Origin of the sequence: Streptomyces sp. NPDC050121 (assembly GCF_044460385.1) — a bacterium.
Classification (GTDB): Bacteria; Actinomycetota; Actinomycetes; order Streptomycetales; family Streptomycetaceae; genus Streptomyces; species Streptomyces soliscabiei.
The window spans coordinates 163,588-184,892 of the sequence record NZ_JBITJV010000015.1 but is presented as its reverse complement, the minus strand read 5'-3'; the positions used below and the strand labels follow the sequence as shown (position 1 = coordinate 184,892).

Genomic DNA, 21,305 nt, shown 5'->3' with positions numbered 1-21,305 from the left:
GCACGGAAGCGGATTCGGTTCAACCGAACACTTCTATGGGGAGAGCCCGAAGGCGGACTCTTGGTTTTGTCGGAGTCCTTTCGCCGCGGGAGTAGCGGCGACCCGGACCTGCTTCCAAATGTCCCGCCGCGACCCGTCGTCCTTGGCCGCACCTCGGACACCACGAGGGCAGTCGGGACGGTCCCTGCGGGCACGCACCCTGCCCCCCGGCCTCTGACCCCGCCCCCGCCCTCGCCGTAGCGTCGGTGTGTGAGCCTGTGGACTTCTCTCGAACCCTCCTCCGTCACCGTCGATCCCGGTAGCCGGGCAACCGTGCGGCTGCGCGTGCGCAACACCGGTGACGTCGTCGACGAGTACCGTTTCGAGCCCGTGGGCGCGGTGGCGCCGTGGACGACGGTGGAGCCGCAGACGCTGCGTCTCTTTCCGGGGACGACGGGCACGGTGGAGCTGACGTTCGCGCCGCCGCGTACTTCGGATGCGACGGCGGGGCCGAATCCGTATGCGGTGCGTATTACGCCGACGGAGCATCCGGAGGCGGTGACTGTTCCGGAGGGGAATCTGACGGTCACGCCGTTCACGGAGGTGCGGGCGGAGCTTGTTCCGCCGACGGTGAAGGGGCGGTTTCGGGGGCGGCCGCGGCTGGCGATCGACAATCTCGGCAATACGCGGGTGACGGCGTCCGTCGCGGGCGCCGACACGGGTGATCACCTGGGGTATGAGTTCAGTCCGGGGAGTGTGCAGATCGAGCCGGGGCGGGCGGCGTTCGTGGACACGACGCTTCGTCCGCGTCAGGTCATCTGGTTCGGGTCGAAGGAGCAGCGGCCGTATGCGTTGAGTGTGCAGCGGTCGGGTGCGGTGCCGTTGTCGGTGGACGGGACGTTCGTGCAGCGTGGTTTCCTGCCGCGTTGGCTGGCGACGGCCCTCAGTCTCAGCGTGGCGCTGGCGATCGCGTTCGTGATGATCTGGCTGGCGTACAAGCCGCAGGTCGGCACCAGCGCCAGGGAGAAGCTCGCGGCCGGGGTCAGCACCCTGGCGCCCAGCCCCTCGGCGGCGCCCAGCGCCCCGGCCCTGGTACCCACCCCGACCGCCCCCGCCGTGGTCGAGGCGCCCGCCAGCAGCCAGGCCCCGGCCGACGGCGGGGGTGGGGGCGGGGGCGGCAACAGCGAGTCGAAGGCCCCCGCGAAGCCCAAGCAGGAGACGGCGGCCGACGCCGTGAACAAGCTCGCGGCGCGCAGCGACGGACGGCACATCTGCTACCGCGCCTATGTGGCGGACCAGGGCTGGCAGGCCCCGGTCTGCGACGGCGCGATCGCCGGTACGACCGGCAAGAACCTGGCCATCAAGGCCCTCAACATCGCCACGGCGAGGACCGGCGGTGTCACGGGCAACGCCGCCCATGTGGTCGGTGGCTGGCTGACCGGCGACAAGTGGTCGAAGGCTGGCGACGGCGTCAACATGTACATGGGCTCCAGCAAGCCGGCGGTCGCGGTGATGGAGGGCTACACGATCAAGACGTTCGAGGGCTCCGTCTGCCAGAACCCGCACATCAAGGACAAGGGCTGGCTGGGGAACGGCTGCACCAAGGCCGGAGACTGGATCTACGGCGGCAGCCCCATGGAGCAGAAGCTCCAGCTGGAGGCGGTCCGCTTCACGGTCTGAAACCGTGTGTGGGGGCACGGCCTGCCGTCCCTTTCGGGCAGCGGTCGTGCCCTGCGGCTTCCTGACGGGCCCTCACCCCGCGTCGTAGCGTCGCCAGGTGACTCTGTGGACTTCTCTGGAGCCGGCCGCGGCGACCCGGGCCGACTCCTGTCCCGTATACGGCAGTTACCAGTTATACGGGAGTTACCAGGTGGCTTCGCCCGGGACCAGGCGGCCCGCCTTGCGGTACTCGCGGCGGGCGCCTTCCAGGAGGTCGCCGTCGCCGACGGGCTCGTCCCGGGCGGCGGCGAGGTAGGCGGCGGTGACGACCGCGCTGCGGATCGAGCCGCCGGCCAGTTCGAAGTCCTTGGCCAGTGGCTCGGGGTCGATGTCGTCGGCGCAGGGGACGTGGACCAGCCCGTGCCGCCACAGCGCGAGGCGCTGACCGGCGTCGGGGAACGGGAAGTCGACCACCAGGTCGAGCCGCCGGGTGAACGCCTCGTCGATGTTGGCGCGCAGGTTGGTGGTGAGCAGCGCGATGCCGTCGAACGACTCCAGTCGCTGGAGCAGGTAGGCGCTCTCCATGTTGGCGTACTTGTCGTGCGCGTCCTTCACCTCCGACCGCTTCCCGAAGACGGCGTCTGCCTCGTCGAAGAGCAGCACGGCGTCGGTGCGGTCGGCCTCGGTGAAGATGCGCTCCAGGTTCTTCTCCGTCTCGCCGACGTACTTGTCGACGACGGAGGACAGCTGGACGACGTAGAGATCGAGCCCGAGTTCGGCGGCGACGACCTCGGCGGAGAGGGTCTTCCCGGTGCCGGACTCGCCGGCGAACAGCCCGAGCACCCCTCGCCCGCGCCCGCCGCCGGCGCTGAGTCGCCAGTCGCCGAGGACACGGTCGCGGTGCCGGGCGCGCAGGGCGAGTTCCCGCAGCTGGGTCAACGGCCGTTCGGGCAGCACCAGATCCTCCCAGCCGACGTCGGGCCGGATCCGCCGCGCATGCCGCTCCAGACCCGACGCCGACTGCTGCCGCGCGGCCAGCCGCACATGCTCGGCGGTGACCGGCCCGCCCTCGAAGGCGGCCAACGCACAAGCGGCCCGAGCCGCCCGCGCGACCCGCTCCCCACCGAGCCGGTAGGGGGCGACGGTGGCGGCGAGATCGAAGCCGGGGGTGGGGGCGGCGGAGGCGTCGGGGGTGGTGGTGTCGCGGCTGGGGGCGGTGGCGCGGTCGGGGGCGGTGCCGGCCGGGCCGGAGCCGGTGGCGTGGCCGGATGCGCCGGCGGGACCGGTCGGCCCTGTGGCGGTGCCGGGCGCGGTCGTGACGCCGGTCGCGGAAGTGCCCGCGGTCGCGGAAGTGGCGCCGGTCGTGGAAGTGGCGCCGGTCGTGGAAGTGGCGCCGGTCGTGGAAGCGGGGGCTGTCGTGGTGGCGGGGGCGGTGGCGGCCAGGGTTGTTGCGGCCAGGGCTGTTGCCCAGGTGGCGGTTCCGCCTGCTCGGCGGCGGGGGGCCTCCAGGACGAGGGGGTCGTGGGTGGACCAGTGCGGGTCGTAGGGGCGCGGGTCCGTGAGGAGGACGGTGACGTCCGTGGCGTCGGTCAACGCGCCGATCAGCGCGGCCGGGTGGTCCGGCAGGCCCGACAGGACGACCGCCCGGCCGCCGAGGCGCGCCTCGCGCAGAAGGCCGGGGAGACGGTCGGCGGACCCGGTGAAACGGAGGGCGTCGACGTCTGCGGCGTGCAGGGCCGAGGTGATCGCGGCGAGGCCGTCGCCCTCGCGGTGTTCGCGCAGGTAGGCGGTGAGCGGGCCGCCCTCCCGCAGTCGGTGCGTCAGCCGGTGGACGAAGTCCTCGTCGTCGGCGGACAGGGGCAGCGGAGGGGGAAGCGGTTGCAGGCTGCCGTGCAGGGCGGCGTCCGGGGTGTCGTCGCCGAGGAGGTGGGCGAGCACCCGGTCCGGGACGCGCAACGAGCGGGACAGGAAGGGCCGTTCGGGTTCCTCGACGTCCAGCAGGCCGTACCCGCGCAGGGGCGCCGAGGAGTGGAAGCGGGCGCGGGCGGTGGCCCGGTGCGCGGGCGCCCCGCACAGTTCGAGGGCGAGGCCGACCGTGGCGCGCCGTCTGCTCACGTCGTCGTTGAGGTAGCCGTAGAGCGGCTCGAAGGCACGGTCCAGATCGGGCGCGAGCGCGATGAGGAGGATCGCGGCGTCGAGCTCGGTGAGGCGGAGCCGGACGGCGAGGGCGGTGAGAGGGTCGGCGGGGGCCGGGGCGGCGCCGGGCGGGATGGCGGCGGTGAGGTCGTCGCCGGGGACGGCCGTCCCGCCGGCGAGCAGCCGACGCACGGCCTCCTCGGAGAGGTACAGCCCACGGAGCGGATCGGCGGCGGTGGGATCGCCGGCGGCCCGCCGGTCGACCACAGCGGCGACCCGCTCCCGCAGCGCGAAGAGGCGGGAGAGCAGCAGCCCCCCGTCCTCACCCTCCGGGACCGGGGCGGCGACCACGTCCTGCTGTTCCCCGGCGTACGCCCCGTTCGCGGCCGGCTCGCTCACCGCCGGCCCGGGTTCCGGGTCGCGGCCTCGCGGGCGGCGCGGGCCGCTGCCACCTGGTGCGGGCGGTGGGCGCGTTCGCCGGACTCCGGAGGGTCGCCGTCCATGCCGCGCAGGCGGACCGCCGCGCCCTCGGTGACCGGCGGACCGGCGTCGTACTCGGGGTACGCGGGGAAGGGCGCCGTCACCACCAGGTCCAGGGACGGCTTGAGCTCGCCGCCCAGCGCCGACCAGATCTCGGCGAGGGAACGGGATTCGCTCTGGACGCTGGCCACCGTCACCGGCACCGCCAGCCCCAACGCACCGAGCGAACCGGGAAGTTCGTCGGCGGTGAGCAGCTCGCGCGGGAGCAGGGTGGCCAACACGGCTGACAGCAGCCGGTGTTCGTCCTTCGGGGTCCGCGTCCACGCGGTGATCAGATACGACAGCCGGAACCAGCGCGGCGGCTGACGGCGTTTCACGACGATGTCCCGTTCGTCGCGCACCGCCATCTGGCCGCGCTGCCGCCGGGACACGTCCTCACGGATGTCGTACAAGTAGGTGTTGATCACGGGGGCGTTGCGCCGGGCGGCCCAGTCGCGGGTCGGGGCGTCGAAGGAGACGTCGATGCCGGAGCCCGCTAGCGCGCCGCCCTCGAGCAGGCCTTTGAGGACTTCGTCCACCTCGTGGATCACCGTCGTGCTCCTCAATTGCCGTACAGCGGCGAGCTGTCAGCGGCAGCCCTTAGGGCCTGTCCGGCGGATCATGCCGCAGACACTCCCTAGCCGATCGTGCCCTTTCCGGGCCTGTTTCCGCAGGTGCTGCGGGGTCGGTGGGCGGGCACGGCACGCTGCCCGCGTGTCCGCCTTCGATTGCCCGTTCGGTCAGATGTAGCCTTCCCGCAGGGCATATGCCACTGCGTGCGCCCGGTTGCGCAGATGCAGCCGCGTCGTGAGTCCGTGCATGACGTTCTTGACGGTTCGTTCGGAGTAGGACAGCTTGCTGGCGATCTCTCCGGTGTCCAGGCCCTCGGCGACCAGCCGCAGGACGTCCACCTCCCGTGGCGCGAGTCCCAGGGAGGGGGCGCCGGGCCGGCCCGCCGCACCGCGGTGCATCGTGCCCACCTGGCTGATGAGTCTGCCCAGCAGGTCGGCGGGCAGGTCGCCGTCGCCCCGGTGGGCGGCCAGCACCGCCTGCACCAGCCGGTGCGCGGTGGCCTCGCGGCGCCAGACGATGGCCCCGACCCCGCACTCGATGACGTCCAGCAGTTCGGTCTCGCGGATCGTGCCCACGACGAGCACCGCCCGCGCCCCTTCGCTGCGCACGATCCGCCGCAGCCGGGCCAGCGCCGCCTCGTCGAGGGTGTCCTCGATCAACAGCACCACCGTGCCGGCGACGGCCGGGAGCTCTTCGTGGACCTCGACCTCGGGGCGGACGCGTAACTGGCTGACGGCGCCCTCGCGGGAGAGGGGATCCGGCGCCTGGACGGCCACGGGAACCCGCCGCCGGGCAGCGCTGGCGGCGCCGGTCTCTGGTGTCCGGGGTGAGCTGAGCAACCGTATCCCCCAAGTTCACGGGCCCGTCGTCCGGCGGGGACCGGTGACGGGTGGGTCGGGCCCAGACTTCTGCGCCTCCTGCGGCGCGCGCAATCGTGGAGCACCACGAGGCGGACCACGAGAGCAAGCCGTCCACGACCACGGTTCGACAGCATCTGCGCAGGTCGGACGCGGTTCCTTCGCCGCCGTCCGACCCGTCGTGAGCCTCGCCACAACGATCGCGTGGACCTTTATCCCACCGAACCGCCTCTACACGTACACGCCCGACGTTTCCGAACACATTGCCGAGCACGTTTCTGACGACGTTTCCGACGACGTCCCCGACAGCAGGAGGCAGCGATGACCGGACCCTTGCGGGAACGCGACGACGCGCACGCACTGCTCGCGGCGGAGGCGAAGAACGCCCGCGCCGGCGGCGGCCGTCTCGTACTGCTGCGCGGGGCCACCGGCACCGGCCGCTCCGCGCTCCTGGAGGCCGCCGCCACGCACGCGACCCACCTCGGCCTGCGCGTCCTGCGCGCCCGCTGCTCCCCCGAGGACACCGCGCTGCCGTTCTCCTCCGTCCTGCATCTCCTCGGCCCCGTACCGGAGTTCGCGGATGTCGCGCCCGGCATCGACGACCGGGACAGTGCGGCCCGGCTCTGGCGGGTGCTGCGTTCGTACGCCGACGAGGCGCCGCTCATGGTGGCCATCGACGACGTCCACCTCGCCGACGAGGCCTCGCGTCGCTGGTTCGTGGAGGCGGCCCGCCGGATCGACCGATTACCGGTACTGCTGGTGGTCACCGAGCGCAGCCAGTACGACATCGACTCCCAGCCCGCCGGTCTCACCCACGTCCTGTCCCCGTCCCTCGTCCGCACCCACACCCTGGCCCCCCTCACCGACGACGCCTCGGCCGACCTGGTCCGCGCCGCCTTCCCGGCCGCCTCCGACCGGTGGATCGCGGACGGTGTGCGCGCCGGCGCCGGCAATCCGCTGTTCCTGCACGCCCTCCTCGACGACCTCGACGGCGCCCCGCCCCCGGCGGCCGTCCCGCTGACGTGCGCCGCGCTGTACCCGGGCTCGTACCCGGCGGCCGTCTCCTGGTGGCTGGACAACGCGGGCCCGACGACGGCGGAGACGGCCCGCACACTGGCAGCCCTGGAACAGGCGGAGGAGGCGCAGAGGACGGAGAGGACGGAGAAGGCGGAGTCCCCGGCGGCGTTCTCCTCCCTCCTCGCCGACGCCTCCGGCGCCGACCACGCCCGGGTGTCCGGTTGGCTGACGGCGATGACGCGGCTCGGAGTGCTGCGCCCGGACGCGGCCGGCCGCCCCCGCTACGCGCACCCCCTCCTGCGGGACGCCGTCCTCGGCGGCTGGTCCGCCGCCCGCCGTCAGGACGCGCACCGGGCGGTCGCCCAGGCGATGCTGCGCCGGGGCGACCATGTCGACGCCGTGGCCCGGCAGTTGCTGGGCAGCACGCCGGCCGGTCTGCCGTGGGCGCTGCGCGCGCTGCGCGAGGCCGGTACGGTCGCCGCGCGCGAGGGCCGCCCCGGCGACGCCGTCCGCTATCTGCGCCGAGCCCTGCAAGAACCCCTCCCCGACGACCTGCGTCAGCGCCTGCTCACCGAACTCGGCTCGCTGGAGTACGCCTGCGCCGACGCCCCGGCGGGCATCCCGCGGCTGACGGAGGCGCTGGACCTGCCCGCCGACCCCCGCGACCAGGTCCGTACGGCGATCGCTCTGGGCACCGCGCTCGCGGGCCGCGGGGAGGTCCGTACGGCCGTGGAGGCGTTGCGGCGTCTGGAGTCCCGGCTGGCGGCCGGCCACGTCGACCTGGCCCGGACCCTTCAGACTGCGTCCACGCTCCTGTCCGACCAGGACCAGACGGTCCGCGCGGAGGCCTACCGCTGGCTCGCCGACACCGCCGAACGCTCCCCGGAGCTCGTCGGCGCCTCCGGCCGGGCGCTCCTCGTGCGGTACGCGGCGACGGCCGGGGAGATCCCTGCGCGGGAGGCGATGCGACGCCTGCGCACGCTCCTGACGGAGCCCGCCGACCCCCTCGCCGAGCCGTTCCTGCTGGGCACGGCCGCGGCGGTCGCCCAGTGGGCCGACGAACTCGACGAGGCGGAACGCCTGGTGGAACGCGGTCTGGCCGGCCAGCACCCGTCCCTGCTGCACCCGATGGAACAGGCCCTGCTGGACACCAGATGGGACATCGCGGCGGCACGGGGCGCCTACGGCGCGCTGCTCGCCGCGCATCCCGCGGCTCCCGTCCGCCGGCACACCGGCGGCGGCCCCGCCAACGCCGACGCGCACACGGTGCTGGCCCTGGTGGAGACGGGTCGTACGCAGGACGCCCGCCGTCTCGTCGATGCCTTCGACCTCCGTGCCACTCCCGACTCCTGGGAGCTGAACCGCTTCCTGTACGCGCGGGGCGTGCTGCGGTTCACCGAGGGGGATGTCGCGGGCGCTCTCCACGACTTCCTGGAGTGCGGCCGCCGGCAGTCCGCCCGCGCCGTCCTCAGCCCGGTCGTCACACCGTGGCGGACGGCGGCCGCGGAGTGCCGGCTGGCGCTCGGCAACCCGCAGGAGGCGCTGGCCCTGGCCACGGAGGAACTCCGACTGGCCCGGGTGTGGGACACCCCGCGCACGGTGGGACGGGCGTTGCGCGTCCTGGGCCGTGCGACCCGTGGCCGGCGGGGCCTGGAACTGGGCGAGGAGGCGGTGGCGGTCCTGCGCGGCTCACCGGCCGAAGCGGAACTGGTCGCCTCCCTGCTCGCCCAGGGGCATCAGCTGATCGCCGCCGGCGAGCGCACGCGGGGCCGCGACCACCTCCGCGAGGGCGCCGAGCGGGCCGAACGCCTCGGCAGCGCACGGCTGCTGCGGTACGCCGACGACGCGCTGCGCACCGCGGGGGCGCGACGCACCGCCCCCGCGCACACCGGCTCCGCTGCGCTCACCGGCAGTGAGCGCCGCATCGCGGAACTCGCGGCGGAGGGCCGCACGAACACGGAGATAGCCGCACTCCTGCACGTGGCCCGCCGCACGGTCGAAACCCATCTGACGAGCACCTACAAGAAACTCGGAATCCGAAGGAGGGGAGAACTGAGGGGCGCGCTGAAGGAGTGACGAACGGAGGGACTGACGAACTCCTCGGTGGGCGGATCGCCGAGTTGCACCCCTTTCCGGTGGGCGTGATTCTGACGATATGACTCTCCTTCCTTCGGACATGGTCATAGACGATTCATCCGTGGGCTTCTTCTTCAACTGCTCCGATCAGCAACCGACCCCGGCGCGCTATCAGTTCAAGTCCTTCACTCCCGGAGGAGTCCTGACATCCGAGCAAATGCAGCTCCTGGCCGTGAACATGACCCGGAACGCCCCGAATTCGCGGGACGACATTCCGGAGCGCGTCTCGGACGCCGTCCTCGAAACGCATTCCGACGCCCCGGCGACCTGGGCCCTGGCTGACCAGAACATCAGACTCTGGCTCGGCGGCTTCATCGTGGGCGACTGGGACGTGACGTTCACCGCCCCCGTCGAACCGTTCCGCCTGGACGGCACATGGACAAGGAAGGCCTAGCGCGAGCCCCTCTAGATCCCCCGGGCCTACGATGAGGAGGCATGACAGTCGACCTCTTCGCGGGCATCCCCGTCAACGACTTCTCAGCGGCCCTCGCCTGGTACGAGCGGCTGTTCGGCAACCCGCCGGTGTTCTTCCCGAACGACAAGGAAGCCGTCTGGGAGCTGGCGGAGCACCGGTACCTCTACATCGAGCAGCGCACCGGCCACCACGCCGGCCACGCCCTGCACACCGTCTTCGTCGACGACCTCGACGTCCGCATCGCGGCCATCACGGCCCGCGGCCTGACCCCCACCCGCCGCGAGACCTACGCCAACGGCGTCCGCAAGATCACCTATCACGACCCGGACGGCAACGAGATCGGCTTCGGCGGAGCTCCTACGGCAGGGAGCGAGTGAGCCACACCAGTTCGCCACGGTCGTCCGTCGTCACGTGGTCGCGCTGGAAACCGAGCTTGTCGAGGACGCGGAACGACGGCGCGTTCCAGGGACGCACCGACGACCACAGCCGCTTCCGTCCGGTCGCGATCGCGGCGGCGAGCACCGCGAAGGCCGCTTCGGTCGCATAGCCCTGTCCGTGCACGCGCCGGAACAACTCGTACGCGATCTCCGGTTCGTCGACGGTGGCCCGACCGACGGTGAGCCCGCAGTATCCGATGAAGTCACCCACGTCGCGGCGGACGACGGGCAGCAGAGCGATGCCCGACCGTGTCACGGCGGCGCGCTGCTCCTCGATCATCCGCCGGTTGTCCTCGACCGACGGCAGGCCGAGACCCCGCTCGGCGACAAGCTCCCGGTGAGCGTCGATGTCGGCTTCGGTCCACGGACGCAACATCAGCCGAGCGGTTTGAAGTTCGAGCGCCATCGGCGTGTACGGCATGCCCACACCCTAGGACAGGTCCTGGGAACCCAGGGCCACAGGCCGGGGCCGCACTTACGGGGCCGCACTTACGGGGTCGGAGGCCTACCGCTCGAACCGCCACGTCAGCCGCGCCCCCGACACCCGCACCACCCGCACCGGGATGTCGACCGTCGTCCGGTCGTTCCGGCAGGTGACGTCGACGTCCATGCCGACCCAGGGGAGCGTGGCCAGACCGCCCAGAACGAGCGGCCGCCCCGCCCACGAGCCCGACGAGGAACTTGCTGTCCGGCGGAACAGTGGCTTCCGTCACAGCCGGGGGGACCGGCACATGGTGGGGTGAGCGGATGCGCTCCGCCCTCTCCGCTCTGCGGAGCTGTCTGCCCCCGTTTCTGGTGCACCTGCTGATCGGCCTCCCCACGGCCGTCGTCGTGCTGTGCGCGCGCTGGTACCTCGCCCACGGCCACTGCGGCTACGGCGACCTCGGCCGTCGCGACCTGGACAACTGCACGTACGACCAGATCGAGAACAGCGGGTTCGTGCTGACCGCGCTCATCGTCCTCGCCGCGTTCGTCGCTCTGCTGCTCGTCCTCTTCGACGGCCTCCGCCCCCTGAAGACGGGCCGTTCGCTCCGCCCACGGCTGCTGACGCTCCCCGCGATCCTGCTGCCGTACGCCGTGTACGCCCTGTACGCGGCGAGCAGCGGGTGACGGGCGACGAGCAGCCCGCTCGACGCGCCGGCCACGGTCGTGCGACGCATTGACCCCGCAGCGCCGTCAGACGTGTGCGGGCCGCCTTGAGCGCCACGGTCATGGTCGGCGCGGTCACGACGGTGCTGCCCGGAGCGGCTTCGGCCGAGCCCATGACCGCGGGCTCAGGTGAGGGCGGCGACCAGCAGGGCGAAGGCGGCGATGATGACGGCGACGCGGGCGTAGTGCCAGCGGTTCCAGCGGTTCAGCTGCTCCTTCCAGTCGGCGGGCCGATTGCCAGGGGTCCACGTCCTGTTCCGGTTGTTGATCGGGACGAGCAGCAGAAGCGACATGACCACGCTGAGGATCAGCAGCGCGGCGGCGGTGACGACGAGGCCGGTGCCGTGGTCGTGCCATCCCGCGACAGCCCAGACCGCGACGAGGACGAGTGAGCCGATGTACCAGAACGGCATCACGGCGCCGAGCATCCGGCCCCCGTGGGAGTGGGCCTGCTGGTTACTGTCCTCCGGGAGGGCGTTGAAGATCGGGTTCATGACGAAGGCGACGGAGAACTCCACCCCCACCATCACGCCGACGACCACGGTGGTGACGACCTCAAGTGCGCTGAGCATGATGACCCTCTTCGCATCTAGTGTTGCTAGCTGATGAGGCAACGCTAGTACTGCTGCCGCTCGATTGTCTAGCGGTGCTAGGATCGAATCATGTCGGTACAGGAACGCAAGCAGCGCGAATGGGCGGAGCGCGAGCGCCTCATCGTGGCGACGGCCCGCGAACTCGCCGAGCAGCAGGGCTGGGGCGCGGTCACCACCCGCCGGCTCGCCGAGCGCATCGAATACAGCCAGCCCGTCCTCTACAGCCACTTCCGCGGCAAACGGGAGATCATCGGCGCCGTCGCCATCGAGGGCGCCGCCGAGATGGCCGTGGCGGTGCGGGCCGCGACCGCCGGCGCGAACAGCCCGCGCGGGCGGGTCGCCGCCCTCGCCCGCGCCTACCTCGACTTCGCCGCCCGCAACCCGGCGGTCTACGACGCCTTGTTCCAGCTCGACGGCGGCCTGGCGTTCGCGCGGGAGGACACCCCGGAGTCGCTGAAGGATGCCTTCGCCGCGCTGCTGGAGAGCCTGGGCGAGGTCGCCGGGGACGGCGTCGACCCGGGACTGTTCACCGAGCTGTTCTGGGCGTCCCTGCACGGGCTGGCGACCTTGACCCGGGCGGGACGGCTGCCTCCGGAGGACATCGAGCCGAGGGTGGAGCTGCTGGTGGACCGCCTCGCCGTGGTCTGACACACCAACCCGGCGGAAACGCGGCCGGGCCTTCGGGCCACCTCCCGGGGGCCGATTACTTCTCCCCGCACCGCCGGTCCTATGGACATGACGACACCCGTGAATGGCCCCGTGAGTTACTTCCCGGCGATCGAGAAGAAGTACGGCCGTCCGATCGCCGAGTGGAAGGCGCTGATCCGCGCCTCACCGCTGACCCGGCACATGGAGCTCGTCTCCTGGCTGAAGGCCGAGCACGGTCTGGGACACGGCCACGCCAACGCACTGGTGGCCCACACGCTGGCGGAGGACACCAGCGGGTGAGCCACCCCGGCGCGGGCCACGCCTGTGCGGGCCCCGGCGGCAGCGGGTCTCAGCGGCCGTTCGCGCCGGGACGGTTTCCGTTTCCGGCGCTGTTTCCGCCGCCGTTCCCGTTGCCCTTGGCGGGGGCGCGGCGACGACCCTGGGAGGCCGGACGCCCGCCCTGGGACGCGGGTCGGCCTCCCTGAGCGGCGGCACGTCCACCCTGGGCGGCGGGACGGCCACCCTGGGCGGCGGGACGGCCGCGTCGGGCGCGCGAGGCGGAAGCTGTGCGCTCGGGGCGCTTGTCCGCGGTGGGCGGCGGGGTGAGGACGACGGGCACGCCCGAGGGCGCCTGCGCGCCGGTGATACGGCTCAGTTCGGTTCCGCCCGAGCGGACCCGGGTGGTCTGCGGGGTGATGCCGGCGTCGGCCATCAGCCGCGTCACCTCCCGCCGCTGGTGGGGCAGGACCAGCGTGACGACGGTGCCGGACTCGCCGGCGCGGGCGGTACGGCCGCCGCGGTGCAGGTAGTCCTTGTGGTCGCCGGGCGGGTCGACGTTGACGACGAGGTCGAGGTTGTCGACGTGGATGCCACGGGCCGCGACGTTGGTCGCCACCAGCACCGTGACATGCCCGTCCTTGAACTGGGCGAGCGTGCGCGTGCGCTGGTTCTGCGACTTGCCGCCGTGCAGCGAGGCCGCGCGCACCCCGACCGCCAGCAGCTTCTTGGCCAGCCGGTCCGCCGCGTGCTTGGTGTCCAGGAACATGATCACGCGTCCGTCGCGGGCGGCGATCTCCGTCGTCGTGGCGTGCTTGTCCTCGTCCTCGACGTGCAGCACGTGGTGCTCCATCGTCGTCACCGCACCCGCGGACGGGTCGACGGAGTGGACGACCGGATCGTGCAGGTAGTTCCGCACCAGCCGGTCGACGTTACGGTCCAACGTCGCCGAGAACAGCATCCGCTGGCCGTCCGGACGCACCTGGTCGAGCAGCTGCGTCACCTGCGGCATGAAGCCCATGTCGGCCATCTGGTCGGCCTCGTCGAGGACGGTGATGGCGACCCGGTCCAGCCGGCAGTCGTCCCGGTCGATGAGGTCCTTGAGCCGGCCGGGCGTGGCCACGACCACCTCGGCGCCGCCGCGCAGCGCGCTCGCCTGCCGGCCGATCGACAGCCCGCCGACCACCGTGGCGAGCCGCAGCCGCAGCGCACGGGCGTAGGGGGTGAGGGCGTCGGTGACCTGCTGGGCCAGTTCCCGGGTGGGGACGAGGACCAGGGCCAGCGGCTGCCGGGGCTCGGCCCGCTGCCCGTCGATCCGGGCGAGCATGGCGAGGCCGAACGCGAGGGTCTTGCCGGAACCCGTCCGGCCGCGGCCCAGGACGTCCCGGCCGGCCAGCGAGTTCGGCAGCGTCGCCGCCTGGATCGGGAACGGCGTGGTGACGCCTTCGGCGCCGAGGGCGGTCAACAGCCGCTCGGGCATGTCGAGTTCCGTGAACGCCTCGACCGGCGGCAGCCCCGGCGTCAGGGTCACGGGCACGGCGAACTCACCGCCGGACGCGGCGGGACGACTACTCGTACGTCCGTTGCGGCCGGCGGGCTTGGCCGAACGGGAGGGAGCGGCGCCGCCCCGGCGGGAGCGGACGGAGCTGTTGCGGTTCATTCGGAACCTTCCTCGATGCGGCACGTATCGAGGAATTCCTCCCGACATGAGGATTCACAAGAATGAGCCGAAAAAATACAAACAGATGCGCGGTGGAACTCAAATGCGCGGTAGAACGCCATGAGCCGGGGCTCGCACTACAAGAGTGCGAGCCCCGGCCACGTGATACGCGTAGGTCGCGTCAGCGTCAGGCGGGAACGATGTTCTCGGCCTGCGGGCCCTTCTGGCCCTGCGTGACGTCGAAGGTAACCTTCTGGCCTTCCTGAAGCTCGCGGAAGCCCTGGGTGGCGATGTTCGAGTAGTGGGCGAAGACGTCGGGGCCGCCACCCTCCTGCTCGATGAAGCCGAAGCCCTTTTCCGCGTTGAACCACTTCACGGTGCCAGATGCCATATTGAATCTCCCTTGGGGCAGTGCCCGGTGTCCGCACCTTGCGGAACCGGCGTCGCAGGATCAGAGATAAGCCCCGGAAACAAAAAGAGTGCCCGTCGACGGAAGGTCGAAGAGCACTCACAAGCCTCTGGTAACCGAAACTGCCACTTTTATCACGGTAGCACAGGTCGGAGCGAAAGGCCCGCGAAGCACTCCGCCACTTCCCCCGAGCCGGGCCCGCTGCCCGGAGGGGCAGGTCCCCGGGAGGGCCGGCGGCGACGAGCACGAGTAGGCGTCGAACGTCTGTTGTATAACCGGATCATGATTTATCACGTCGTACCGCTCGACGAGTGGAACGCCGACGCCGACCGGCCCTACGCGCCCGCCTCCCTCGCCGAGGACGGCTTCGTGCACTGCTCGCCCGACGAGGAGACCACGCTCACCGTCGTCAACGCGTTCTACCGCGACGGCCCCCGGCCGCTGCTGGCGCTGGTCCTCGACGAGGAGCGGCTCACCGCGAGGTGCGAGTGGGAGGCGGCCGCCCCCGCTCCGCCGCCCGGAGTCGCCGAGAGCACCCTGTTCCCGCACGTGTTCGGCCCGGTCAACCGCGACGCCGTGACCCGTGTCCTGGAGGTCCGCTGGGACGAGGACGGCCGGGCGACGGGGCTGACGGGCACCGTCACCTGAGGACGATCGCGGTGCGTGAGAACGGCCGAGCCCTCACGCACCGCCAGCCACTCCGGACGGTCACCGGTCACCGGTCACCAGTCACCGGTCAGAGGTCATCGGTCAGAGGTCGAACTCGTGCGGCGGGAGTTCGAGGGTGAAGCAGGCTTCGCGGACGATGGCCTGTTCGGTCTTGTCGAAGTCGCCGTCGGCGCCGCCGATGACGATGCCGATCTGGATGACGGCGCGGGCCTCGGCCGGCTTCTTCTTCGCCTTGGCGATCTCCTGCAGCACGCTGACCTTGCCGAAGGCGAAGTCGGTGGTCAGCTTGTTGAGGTTCTCGTCGAAGCGTCGCTGCAGGTCCATGGCGTCGAAGTTCTGCAACACCTCGTTGGTGGCGATGAGTTGAGCCACCCGCTGCCGCTCGGCGGGGTCGATGGTGCCGTCGGCGGCGGCGACCAGGGCGCACATGGCCATGCTCGCGTCGCGGAAGGCGCCGCTCTTGAGGTCGTTCTTCTTCGCCACGAGCTGGGTCTGCATCGTCGACGCGGACTCCTTGATGCGGTCCCACAGGGCCATGAGAACTCCAGAGGTCGGTTCGGGTCGTCTACAGCACCGTAGAAACTAACAGCCGCCTCGATAAGTTCCGTTGAACAGATCCTGTTGCACCGATGTCCGTCCCGGACACGTATGGGCAGAGCGAGTCGCCCGTCGGGAATGCCGGATCAGAGGCAGATCAGGCCCAGTACGCAGATGTTCGACGGTGAGGTCGCGGCGGGGGCGGGGTTCGTCGATCCGGTGGATGTCGATCCCGTGGACGTCGACCCCGTCGACGTCGACGACTCCGTGCCGCCGGTCGTGGGGGGCGCGGGTGGCTGCTGCGCGGTCGTGCCCGTCGTGCCGGTCGTGCCGGTCGTGCCGGTGGACGTGGTCGTGGTGCTGACCGTTCCGTTGTAGGACGAGGTGCCGGTTCGCTGGTGGGGGACCGAGGACGTCCTGGTGGAGTTCGTGGGGGGTTTGGGGGTGGAGGCCAGGGAGTCCGGGTGGGTGTTCGCCCGGGACTGGGGCTGTGACGGGAGAGTGGATGACGGAGTCGACCGGTGGGCGTTGGAGCGGGTCACCGTCGGGCGGGTGTGGTCCGACGTCGGCTGCTCGTCGTTCGACGTGGTCGGGAGCTCCGGTGCGGTGGCCGCCTGGGTCTGGTCGCCGGTCCCTCGGTCCAGCGAGGCGACGGTCAGCCCGCCTCCGACGAGGGCGACGGCCGTCGCGACCACGGCCCGGCGCTGGTTCTTCTTCCAGCGGGCCAGCTGCCGTCGGCGCGCCGCTCGTCCCTGCGGCGCGGGCAGCGGCACGGGCGGCGTCACGCTCTCCAGGCCGGGTGAGTCGGGTGAGTCAGATGAGTCGGGTGAGCCCGGCGAGGAGAGTGAGTTCAGCGGGGCGGGTGCGGCGGAGGGCGCGGCGATGATCTGGGGCGCGATGTCCGGGGCGTAGGCGCCGCATCCCGGGCACACCAGGGCGCCGTTGAGATGCCGACGACACGTGGAGCAGTAGTCCATCTGTGTTCTTCCTACGCGGGGATCCGTCGATACGCAGGGATCCGATGGCCGCACACGTTAACGAGTCGTTCGAAGGACTGTGTGCAGCCTGTGTGATGCTCCTGCACGGATCCCTTGAGGGGATCGCGTACGCGTCGGCACGCACAGCGGTGGACGCGCACGGTCCGCGGCCGTCGGCGCGTCTTGCCCACCCTTCGCGTCCACCTACGTGAACAGTAAACAAGTACGCGACTCTTGACGTGCTCAGGCCAGGCCCCTAACTTCCGGGAGAAAGCGCTTTCCAGTTCGGCCGACCCGCACTCGTCCCGTTCCTGGAGATGAACCCATGCAGCTGAGATCCGTCATGGCCTGCGTCAGCCTGGTGGCAGGCACGCTCGTCGCGCTTGCCGGCACCGCGCCCGCGCAGGCAGCCACCACCACCCGCTACGAGGCCGAGGCCTCCCCGGCGGTCTGCACCGGCACCATCGACTCCGACTGGACCGGCTACTCCGGCAGCGGATTCTGCAACGGCACCAACTCGACCGGCGGATACGCCCAGTTCACCGTGAACGCGGCCACCGCCGGCACGGCGACGCTGAACGTCCGCTTCGCCAACGGCACCGCCGCCGCCCGCCCCGCCTCGCTCGTCGTCAACGGCACGACGGTGCAGACGCCGTCCTTCGAGGCCACCGGCGCCTGGACGACGTGGGTCACCAAGACGCTCACGGTGTCCCTCAACGCGGGCAGCAACACCGTCCGCCTCAACCCCACCACCGCGGACGGCCTGCCCAACGTCGACTACGCCGAGGCGACGACGGCCGACAGCACCACGCCCCCGGCCGGCGGCGCGCTCTACGTCTCGCCGACCGGCACCGACGGCGCGGCCGGCACCCAGTCCGCGCCGACCACCCTCACCTCGGCGATCAGCCGCGTCGGCGCGGGCGGAACGATCTACCTGCGCGGCGGGACGTACGCCTACTCGTCGACGGTCACCATCCCGGCGACCAGCAGCGGGACGGCGAGCGCCCTGACCACGCTGTCCGCCTACCCGGGCGAGACGCCGGTGCTCAACTTCTCGGCGCAGACCGAGAGTTCGTCCAACCGCGGGCTCCAGCTCTTCGGCTCGTACTGGCATGTCTACGGCCTCGTCGTCGAACGCGCCGGTGACAACGGGATCTACGTCGGCGGCAGCCACAACGTCGTCGAGCGGACGATCACCCGCTTCAACCGTGACACCGGGCTCCAACTCGGCCGGATCGCCTCCAGCACCCCCGCCGCCCAGTGGCCGTCCGACAACCTCATCCTCTCCGCCGAGTCGCACGACAACGCCGACTCCGACGGCGAGGACGCCGACGGCTTCGCCGCGAAGCTCACCACCGGCACCGGGAACGTCTTCCGCTACGCCGTCTCCCACAACAACATCGACGACGGCTGGGACCTCTACACCAAGACGGACACCGGCGCGATCGGCCCGGTGACCATCGAGGACTCGCTGTCCTACAACAACGGCACGCTCAGCGACGGCACCGTGAACTCCAACGGCGACCGCAACGGCTACAAGCTCGGCGGCGACGACATCGCCGTCAACCACGTGGTGCGGCGCAGCATCGCCTTCCACAACGGCCATCACGGGTTCACCTACAACAGCAACCCGGGCTCCATGGCCGTCTCGAACAACCTGAGCATCGACAACGCCGAGCGCAACTACTCCTGGGACGCCGGGACTTCGGTGTTCCGCAGCAACACCTCGTGCCGGTTCGGCGTGAGCGGCTCCAACGACAAGACCATCGGTGACGCCGACAGCACCAACCAGTTCTGGACCGGCGCCAACGGCTCCCGCTGCGCCTCGTACTCGGGCGCCCTGGGCTGGTCCTTCGCCTCGAACGGGAAGCTCGTGGTGACGTTGGGGGGCAAGCAGGTGACGTTGTAAGGGACAGGGAACAGGGGGGCGCACGTGAGGGGCCCGGGTCGGGCAGGGCGGTTTTCGCAGACGACCCGGGCCTTCTCGTCAATGCGGGGGATGGACCGGCGGATAGAACTGCGCGTACCAGCGCCGGAGTTCTCTGATGCCCTTCTCGTGCGGGAGCAGGACGGGCCGCGGCTGGTGGATCTTGTGGTCCCAGATCCTGACCTCCTCGCGCACCTCGCCGAGGGCCTCCGCGCGGAAGACGAGCTTGAGCACGGGCGTCAAGAAGGGGGCCCGTGCCGGCTTGCGGAGGTAGTACAGCATCCGCAGCTCGCTGGTCCGGTCGTCCACGGGGGTGGAGAGCGCGACGGCGGTCACGGAGAGCGCCGGGCCGTGGGTGCGGACCACCATGACGCCCGGGCCGTACATGAAGGCGTCGAAGGTGTTGTCGATGTCCCACCCGAGCACGCGCCGCCGGATCCGGCCGCGGACCTCGGCGAACGGACCGTCGGCCTTCCAGTCCTGGACGGGGGGTTCGCTCTGGCCGTGGATGTGGTGGAAGTGGGACTCGTCGACGATGTTCTCCCGCATCTCCTGGACGTGGATGCGGGCCCGGCAGGTGTCGTCGACGGGGGCGGCGAACTCCTTGGACGTGGTCTCCGGGATGTCGGGGACCTCCCAGGGGGGCTCGTCGGAGGTCTCGCCGGAGCTGGTGGCGGAGGTTTCGTCGGGACCGGTGTACACGAAGACGAGCCCGCTGTGCTCGCGGACCGGGAAGCCGCCGAGGCCCACCTTGGGCGTCCGGACCGCGAAGGGAGCGTGCACGCACCGCCCGTCGGCCCCGAACCGCCACCCGTGGAACGGACACTCCACCGTCCCGTCCACGACCTTCCCGCCGACGCCCAGATGCGCGCCGTAGTGCGGACAGTGCGCGTCCCGCACGGCCGCCCGCCCGTCGGCCCCGCGGAAGGCGATGAGCGCCCGCCCGAAGTAGTGCAGGCTGACGACCCGCCCGGGCCGCAGCTCGCGACTACGGAGCACGGCGTACCACCCGTAGGGCACGGACGGCATCGGATACGCGTCGGCTCGTGGGTCCCGCCCGGGAGGCGAGTCCGTGAGGTCGTGACCGCGTCCGTTGTCATGGCTCCGTCGTAAAGGCATGCGGCCGATGCTAGTGGGGGCTGTGCGTGTCCCTCGTCCGGGCGATGGCATCGTGGCGAGTTTCGAAGTAATTTCAAAGTCATGAGCAGTGAGAGCGCCGCCGTGAACTTCTCCGAGCTGGTGAACAAGAACAAGCAGACGCTTGCCCGGCTCAAGGAATCGTCGCGGCTGTTGTTGCACCGCAGAGACGGCGAGGATCTGGTCCTCACCACCGCTGCGCGGGCCGAGCAGGACCAGACCGTGGTGTCGGCCGCCACCCGGATGCTGGCCGCGATGGCACGGCGGGAGCCCGGCAGCACGGAGCTGCTCCTCGACATACTGCCGGACGCCTTCCCGTGGGTCCGTTTCCTGCCCGAGCCCGATCTGCACGCCTTCGCCGTCGAACTGGTCGACACCATGCGTGCCGCCGACTCGCTCGGCAACAGCGCGTCCGTCGCCCAGTTGCTCATCGCCTGGCAGCACACAGCCGAGGTCCACTCCGATCCCGAACTGCTGGCCGCACTGACCCGGGACCACAGCGAGAACTAAGTGGTCGGCTCCGGAAGTCCTTCGGGGGTTGACGTCCAGGCCGGGCGGTGCGTGTCGCATTGTTGGATGTCCAGGGTGGCGGGGTGGCGGGGTGTCTCGGCTGCCTGCAGAAGGGGGCTCTGGGAGACCCAGGTTGTTTTGGGCCTGGTTGGCCCGAAGGCTGGTGGCGAGGCTGTGGTCATGACCGACAGCAACAGCGATGTGACCGGCTTCCACAACCGTGTCGTCCTGATCACCGGCGGAACCAGCGGGATGGGCCTGGCCACCGCGCGTCTGCTCCTGGAAGCCGGCGCCAATATCGTCATCACCGGCCGCGACGATGCCCGCCTCGACCTCGCGGCCGAACAACTGGACAACATGTCCCACCAAGGTGCCCGGCTGTTCACAGTCCGGGCCGACTCCGCCAGCCTCACCGATCTCGACCGCTTGGCTGCCCTGATCCGTGAACGCCACGGCCGTCTGGACGGGGTGTTCGCCAATGCCGGGGTCGGAGTGTTCCAGCGCAGCGGCGAGGTCACTGAGCAGGACTTCGACCTCAGTGTCGACGTCAATTTCAAGGGGGTGTTTTTCACGATCCAGAAGGTTCTGCCGCTGATCGAGGCGTCGGGTGGCGGTTCCATCGTGATCAACGCCTCGTGGACACTGCACCGGGGCCTGGCCGTGGCACCGGTGTACGCGGCCACCAAGGCCGCCGTCCACAATCTGGCCCGCACACTGGGCAGTGATCTTGCCGAGCGCGGCATCCGGGTCAATTCGATCAGCCCGGGTTACATCGTGACCGAGATGTTCGATGCCGCCAACCCGGACCCCGCCTCGCACGATGTCATCCGCTCCCAGGTGCCGCTGAGGCGACTCGGCCAGGCCCAGGACGTCGCCGAGACCGTGGCCTTCCTTCTCTCCCGGCGGTCGTCGTACATCACGGCCCAGGACATCGCCGTCGACGGGGGCCTGGTGACCGCCATCCCCGCCTCCTGACGGCGGGGGGGGGGGGGGGGGGGGGGGGGGGGGGGGGGGGGGGGGGGGGGGGGGGGGGGGGCGGGGCCGGCGGGGGCCGGGGGGGGGGGCGCGCCGTCGGGGAAGGGGGT

General features: G+C 71.2%; 21 protein-coding genes. 11 read left to right on the top strand and 10 right to left on the bottom strand.

Features of this window, described 5'->3' with window-relative positions:
- The first annotated feature begins 249 nt into the window (after positions 1-249).
- Entirely contained in the window at positions 250-1,659 is a 1,410-nt protein-coding gene (locus ACIBTS_RS23900) for a hydrolase (protein ID WP_399321961.1), read from the top strand.
- Positions 1,660-1,842: 183 nt separating this feature from the next.
- Here ACIBTS_RS23900 and ACIBTS_RS23895 read toward each other — a convergent pair whose 3' ends face one another.
- The 3 genes from ACIBTS_RS23895 to ACIBTS_RS23885 form a co-directional block, all read right to left on the bottom strand.
- Positions 1,843-4,173 (bottom strand): AAA family ATPase, encoded by a 2,331-nt coding sequence (locus tag ACIBTS_RS23895; protein ID WP_399321959.1) that lies wholly within the window; start codon positions 4,171-4,173, stop codon positions 1,843-1,845.
- Positions 4,170-4,844, bottom strand: a complete 675-nt coding sequence (locus ACIBTS_RS23890; RefSeq protein WP_399321957.1) for a DUF4255 domain-containing protein — start codon at positions 4,842-4,844, stop codon at positions 4,170-4,172. Before ACIBTS_RS23890 ends, ACIBTS_RS23895 begins: the two co-directional genes overlap by 4 nt.
- A 189-nt stretch (positions 4,845-5,033) precedes the next feature.
- On the bottom strand, positions 5,034-5,705 hold the full coding sequence (locus tag ACIBTS_RS23885; protein WP_399321955.1) for a LuxR C-terminal-related transcriptional regulator: 672 nt from the start codon (positions 5,703-5,705) through the stop codon (positions 5,034-5,036).
- Between the two features lie 339 nt (positions 5,706-6,044).
- On the opposite strand from ACIBTS_RS23885, the gene ACIBTS_RS23880 reads away from it, so the two are divergent.
- The 3 genes from ACIBTS_RS23880 to ACIBTS_RS23870 all read left to right on the top strand — a co-directional run bounded on the left by ACIBTS_RS23880 (position 6,045) and on the right by ACIBTS_RS23870 (position 9,668).
- The gene (locus ACIBTS_RS23880) at positions 6,045-8,816 is read left to right on the top strand and encodes an AAA family ATPase (RefSeq protein WP_399321954.1); all 2,772 of its coding nucleotides are present in this window, start codon (positions 6,045-6,047) and stop codon (positions 8,814-8,816) included.
- Between the two features lie 79 nt (positions 8,817-8,895).
- Positions 8,896-9,270, top strand: a complete 375-nt coding sequence (locus ACIBTS_RS23875; RefSeq protein ID WP_399321952.1) for a hypothetical protein — start codon at positions 8,896-8,898, stop codon at positions 9,268-9,270.
- A gap of 41 nt (positions 9,271-9,311) precedes the next feature.
- On the top strand, positions 9,312-9,668 hold the full coding sequence (locus ACIBTS_RS23870) for a VOC family protein (protein WP_319675451.1): 357 nt from the start codon (positions 9,312-9,314) through the stop codon (positions 9,666-9,668).
- On the opposite strand, the gene ACIBTS_RS23865 is transcribed toward ACIBTS_RS23870, so the two are convergent.
- On the bottom strand, positions 9,649-10,149 hold the full coding sequence (locus ACIBTS_RS23865; RefSeq protein WP_399321949.1) for a GNAT family N-acetyltransferase: 501 nt from the start codon (positions 10,147-10,149) through the stop codon (positions 9,649-9,651). The genes ACIBTS_RS23870 and ACIBTS_RS23865 overlap by 20 nt on opposite strands.
- Before the next feature lie 326 nt (positions 10,150-10,475).
- Here ACIBTS_RS23865 and ACIBTS_RS23860 point away from each other — a divergent pair, with 326 nt between their 5' ends.
- On the top strand, positions 10,476-10,838 hold the full coding sequence (locus tag ACIBTS_RS23860; protein WP_399321948.1) for a hypothetical protein: 363 nt from the start codon (positions 10,476-10,478) through the stop codon (positions 10,836-10,838).
- 164 nt (positions 10,839-11,002) lie between these two features.
- Here the strand turns inward: ACIBTS_RS23860 and ACIBTS_RS23855 are convergent, their stop codons facing one another.
- Positions 11,003-11,449 carry an anthrone oxygenase family protein gene (locus ACIBTS_RS23855; protein ID WP_399321946.1) on the bottom strand — a complete coding sequence of 149 codons (447 nt, stop codon included), beginning with the start codon at positions 11,447-11,449 and terminating at the stop codon, positions 11,003-11,005.
- Between the two features lie 90 nt (positions 11,450-11,539).
- Between ACIBTS_RS23855 and ACIBTS_RS23850 the strand changes: the two genes are divergently transcribed.
- Both ACIBTS_RS23850 and ACIBTS_RS23845 read left to right on the top strand, forming a co-directional pair.
- Positions 11,540-12,118, top strand: a complete 579-nt coding sequence (locus tag ACIBTS_RS23850) for a TetR/AcrR family transcriptional regulator (protein ID WP_399321945.1) — start codon at positions 11,540-11,542, stop codon at positions 12,116-12,118.
- An 87-nt stretch (positions 12,119-12,205) separates the two neighbouring features.
- Positions 12,206-12,418, top strand: coding sequence for a DUF4287 domain-containing protein (locus ACIBTS_RS23845; RefSeq protein WP_399321943.1), 213 nt, complete (start codon positions 12,206-12,208; stop codon positions 12,416-12,418).
- A gap of 49 nt (positions 12,419-12,467) precedes the next feature.
- On the opposite strand, the gene ACIBTS_RS23840 is transcribed toward ACIBTS_RS23845, so the two are convergent.
- Together ACIBTS_RS23840 and ACIBTS_RS23835 are read right to left on the bottom strand one after the other, a co-directional pair.
- Positions 12,468-14,054, bottom strand: a complete 1,587-nt coding sequence (locus ACIBTS_RS23840) for a DEAD/DEAH box helicase (protein ID WP_399321941.1) — start codon at positions 14,052-14,054, stop codon at positions 12,468-12,470.
- 187 nt (positions 14,055-14,241) lie between these two features.
- Positions 14,242-14,445: a cold-shock protein gene (locus ACIBTS_RS23835; RefSeq protein WP_031482971.1), complete on the bottom strand. Its 204-nt coding sequence runs from the start codon at positions 14,443-14,445 to the stop codon at positions 14,242-14,244.
- A gap of 300 nt (positions 14,446-14,745) precedes the next feature.
- On the opposite strand from ACIBTS_RS23835, the gene ACIBTS_RS23830 reads away from it, so the two are divergent.
- Positions 14,746-15,111 carry a DUF952 domain-containing protein gene (locus ACIBTS_RS23830; RefSeq protein ID WP_399321939.1) on the top strand — a complete coding sequence of 122 codons (366 nt, stop codon included), beginning with the start codon at positions 14,746-14,748 and terminating at the stop codon, positions 15,109-15,111.
- Positions 15,112-15,213: 102 nt separating this feature from the next.
- Here ACIBTS_RS23830 and ACIBTS_RS23825 read toward each other — a convergent pair whose 3' ends face one another.
- Together ACIBTS_RS23825 and ACIBTS_RS23820 are read right to left on the bottom strand one after the other, a co-directional pair.
- Positions 15,214-15,669: a tellurite resistance TerB family protein gene (locus ACIBTS_RS23825; RefSeq protein WP_079661027.1), complete on the bottom strand. Its 456-nt coding sequence runs from the start codon at positions 15,667-15,669 to the stop codon at positions 15,214-15,216.
- Between the two features lie 146 nt (positions 15,670-15,815).
- On the bottom strand, positions 15,816-16,646 hold the full coding sequence (locus ACIBTS_RS23820; RefSeq protein ID WP_399321937.1) for a hypothetical protein: 831 nt from the start codon (positions 16,644-16,646) through the stop codon (positions 15,816-15,818).
- 325 nt (positions 16,647-16,971) lie between these two features.
- Between ACIBTS_RS23820 and ACIBTS_RS23815 the strand changes: the two genes are divergently transcribed.
- Positions 16,972-18,555, top strand: coding sequence for a carbohydrate-binding protein (locus ACIBTS_RS23815; RefSeq protein WP_399321935.1), 1,584 nt, complete (start codon positions 16,972-16,974; stop codon positions 18,553-18,555).
- Between the two features lie 78 nt (positions 18,556-18,633).
- Here the strand turns inward: ACIBTS_RS23815 and ACIBTS_RS23810 are convergent, their stop codons facing one another.
- Entirely contained in the window at positions 18,634-19,692 is a 1,059-nt protein-coding gene (locus tag ACIBTS_RS23810; protein ID WP_399321934.1) for a Rieske 2Fe-2S domain-containing protein, read from the bottom strand.
- Positions 19,693-19,773: 81 nt separating this feature from the next.
- On the opposite strand from ACIBTS_RS23810, the gene ACIBTS_RS23805 reads away from it, so the two are divergent.
- Entirely contained in the window at positions 19,774-20,220 is a 447-nt protein-coding gene (locus ACIBTS_RS23805; RefSeq protein ID WP_399321932.1) for a hypothetical protein, read from the top strand.
- A gap of 180 nt (positions 20,221-20,400) precedes the next feature.
- Positions 20,401-21,195, top strand: a complete 795-nt coding sequence (locus ACIBTS_RS23800) for an SDR family NAD(P)-dependent oxidoreductase (protein WP_399321930.1) — start codon at positions 20,401-20,403, stop codon at positions 21,193-21,195.
- Positions 21,196-21,305 lie beyond the last annotated feature (110 nt).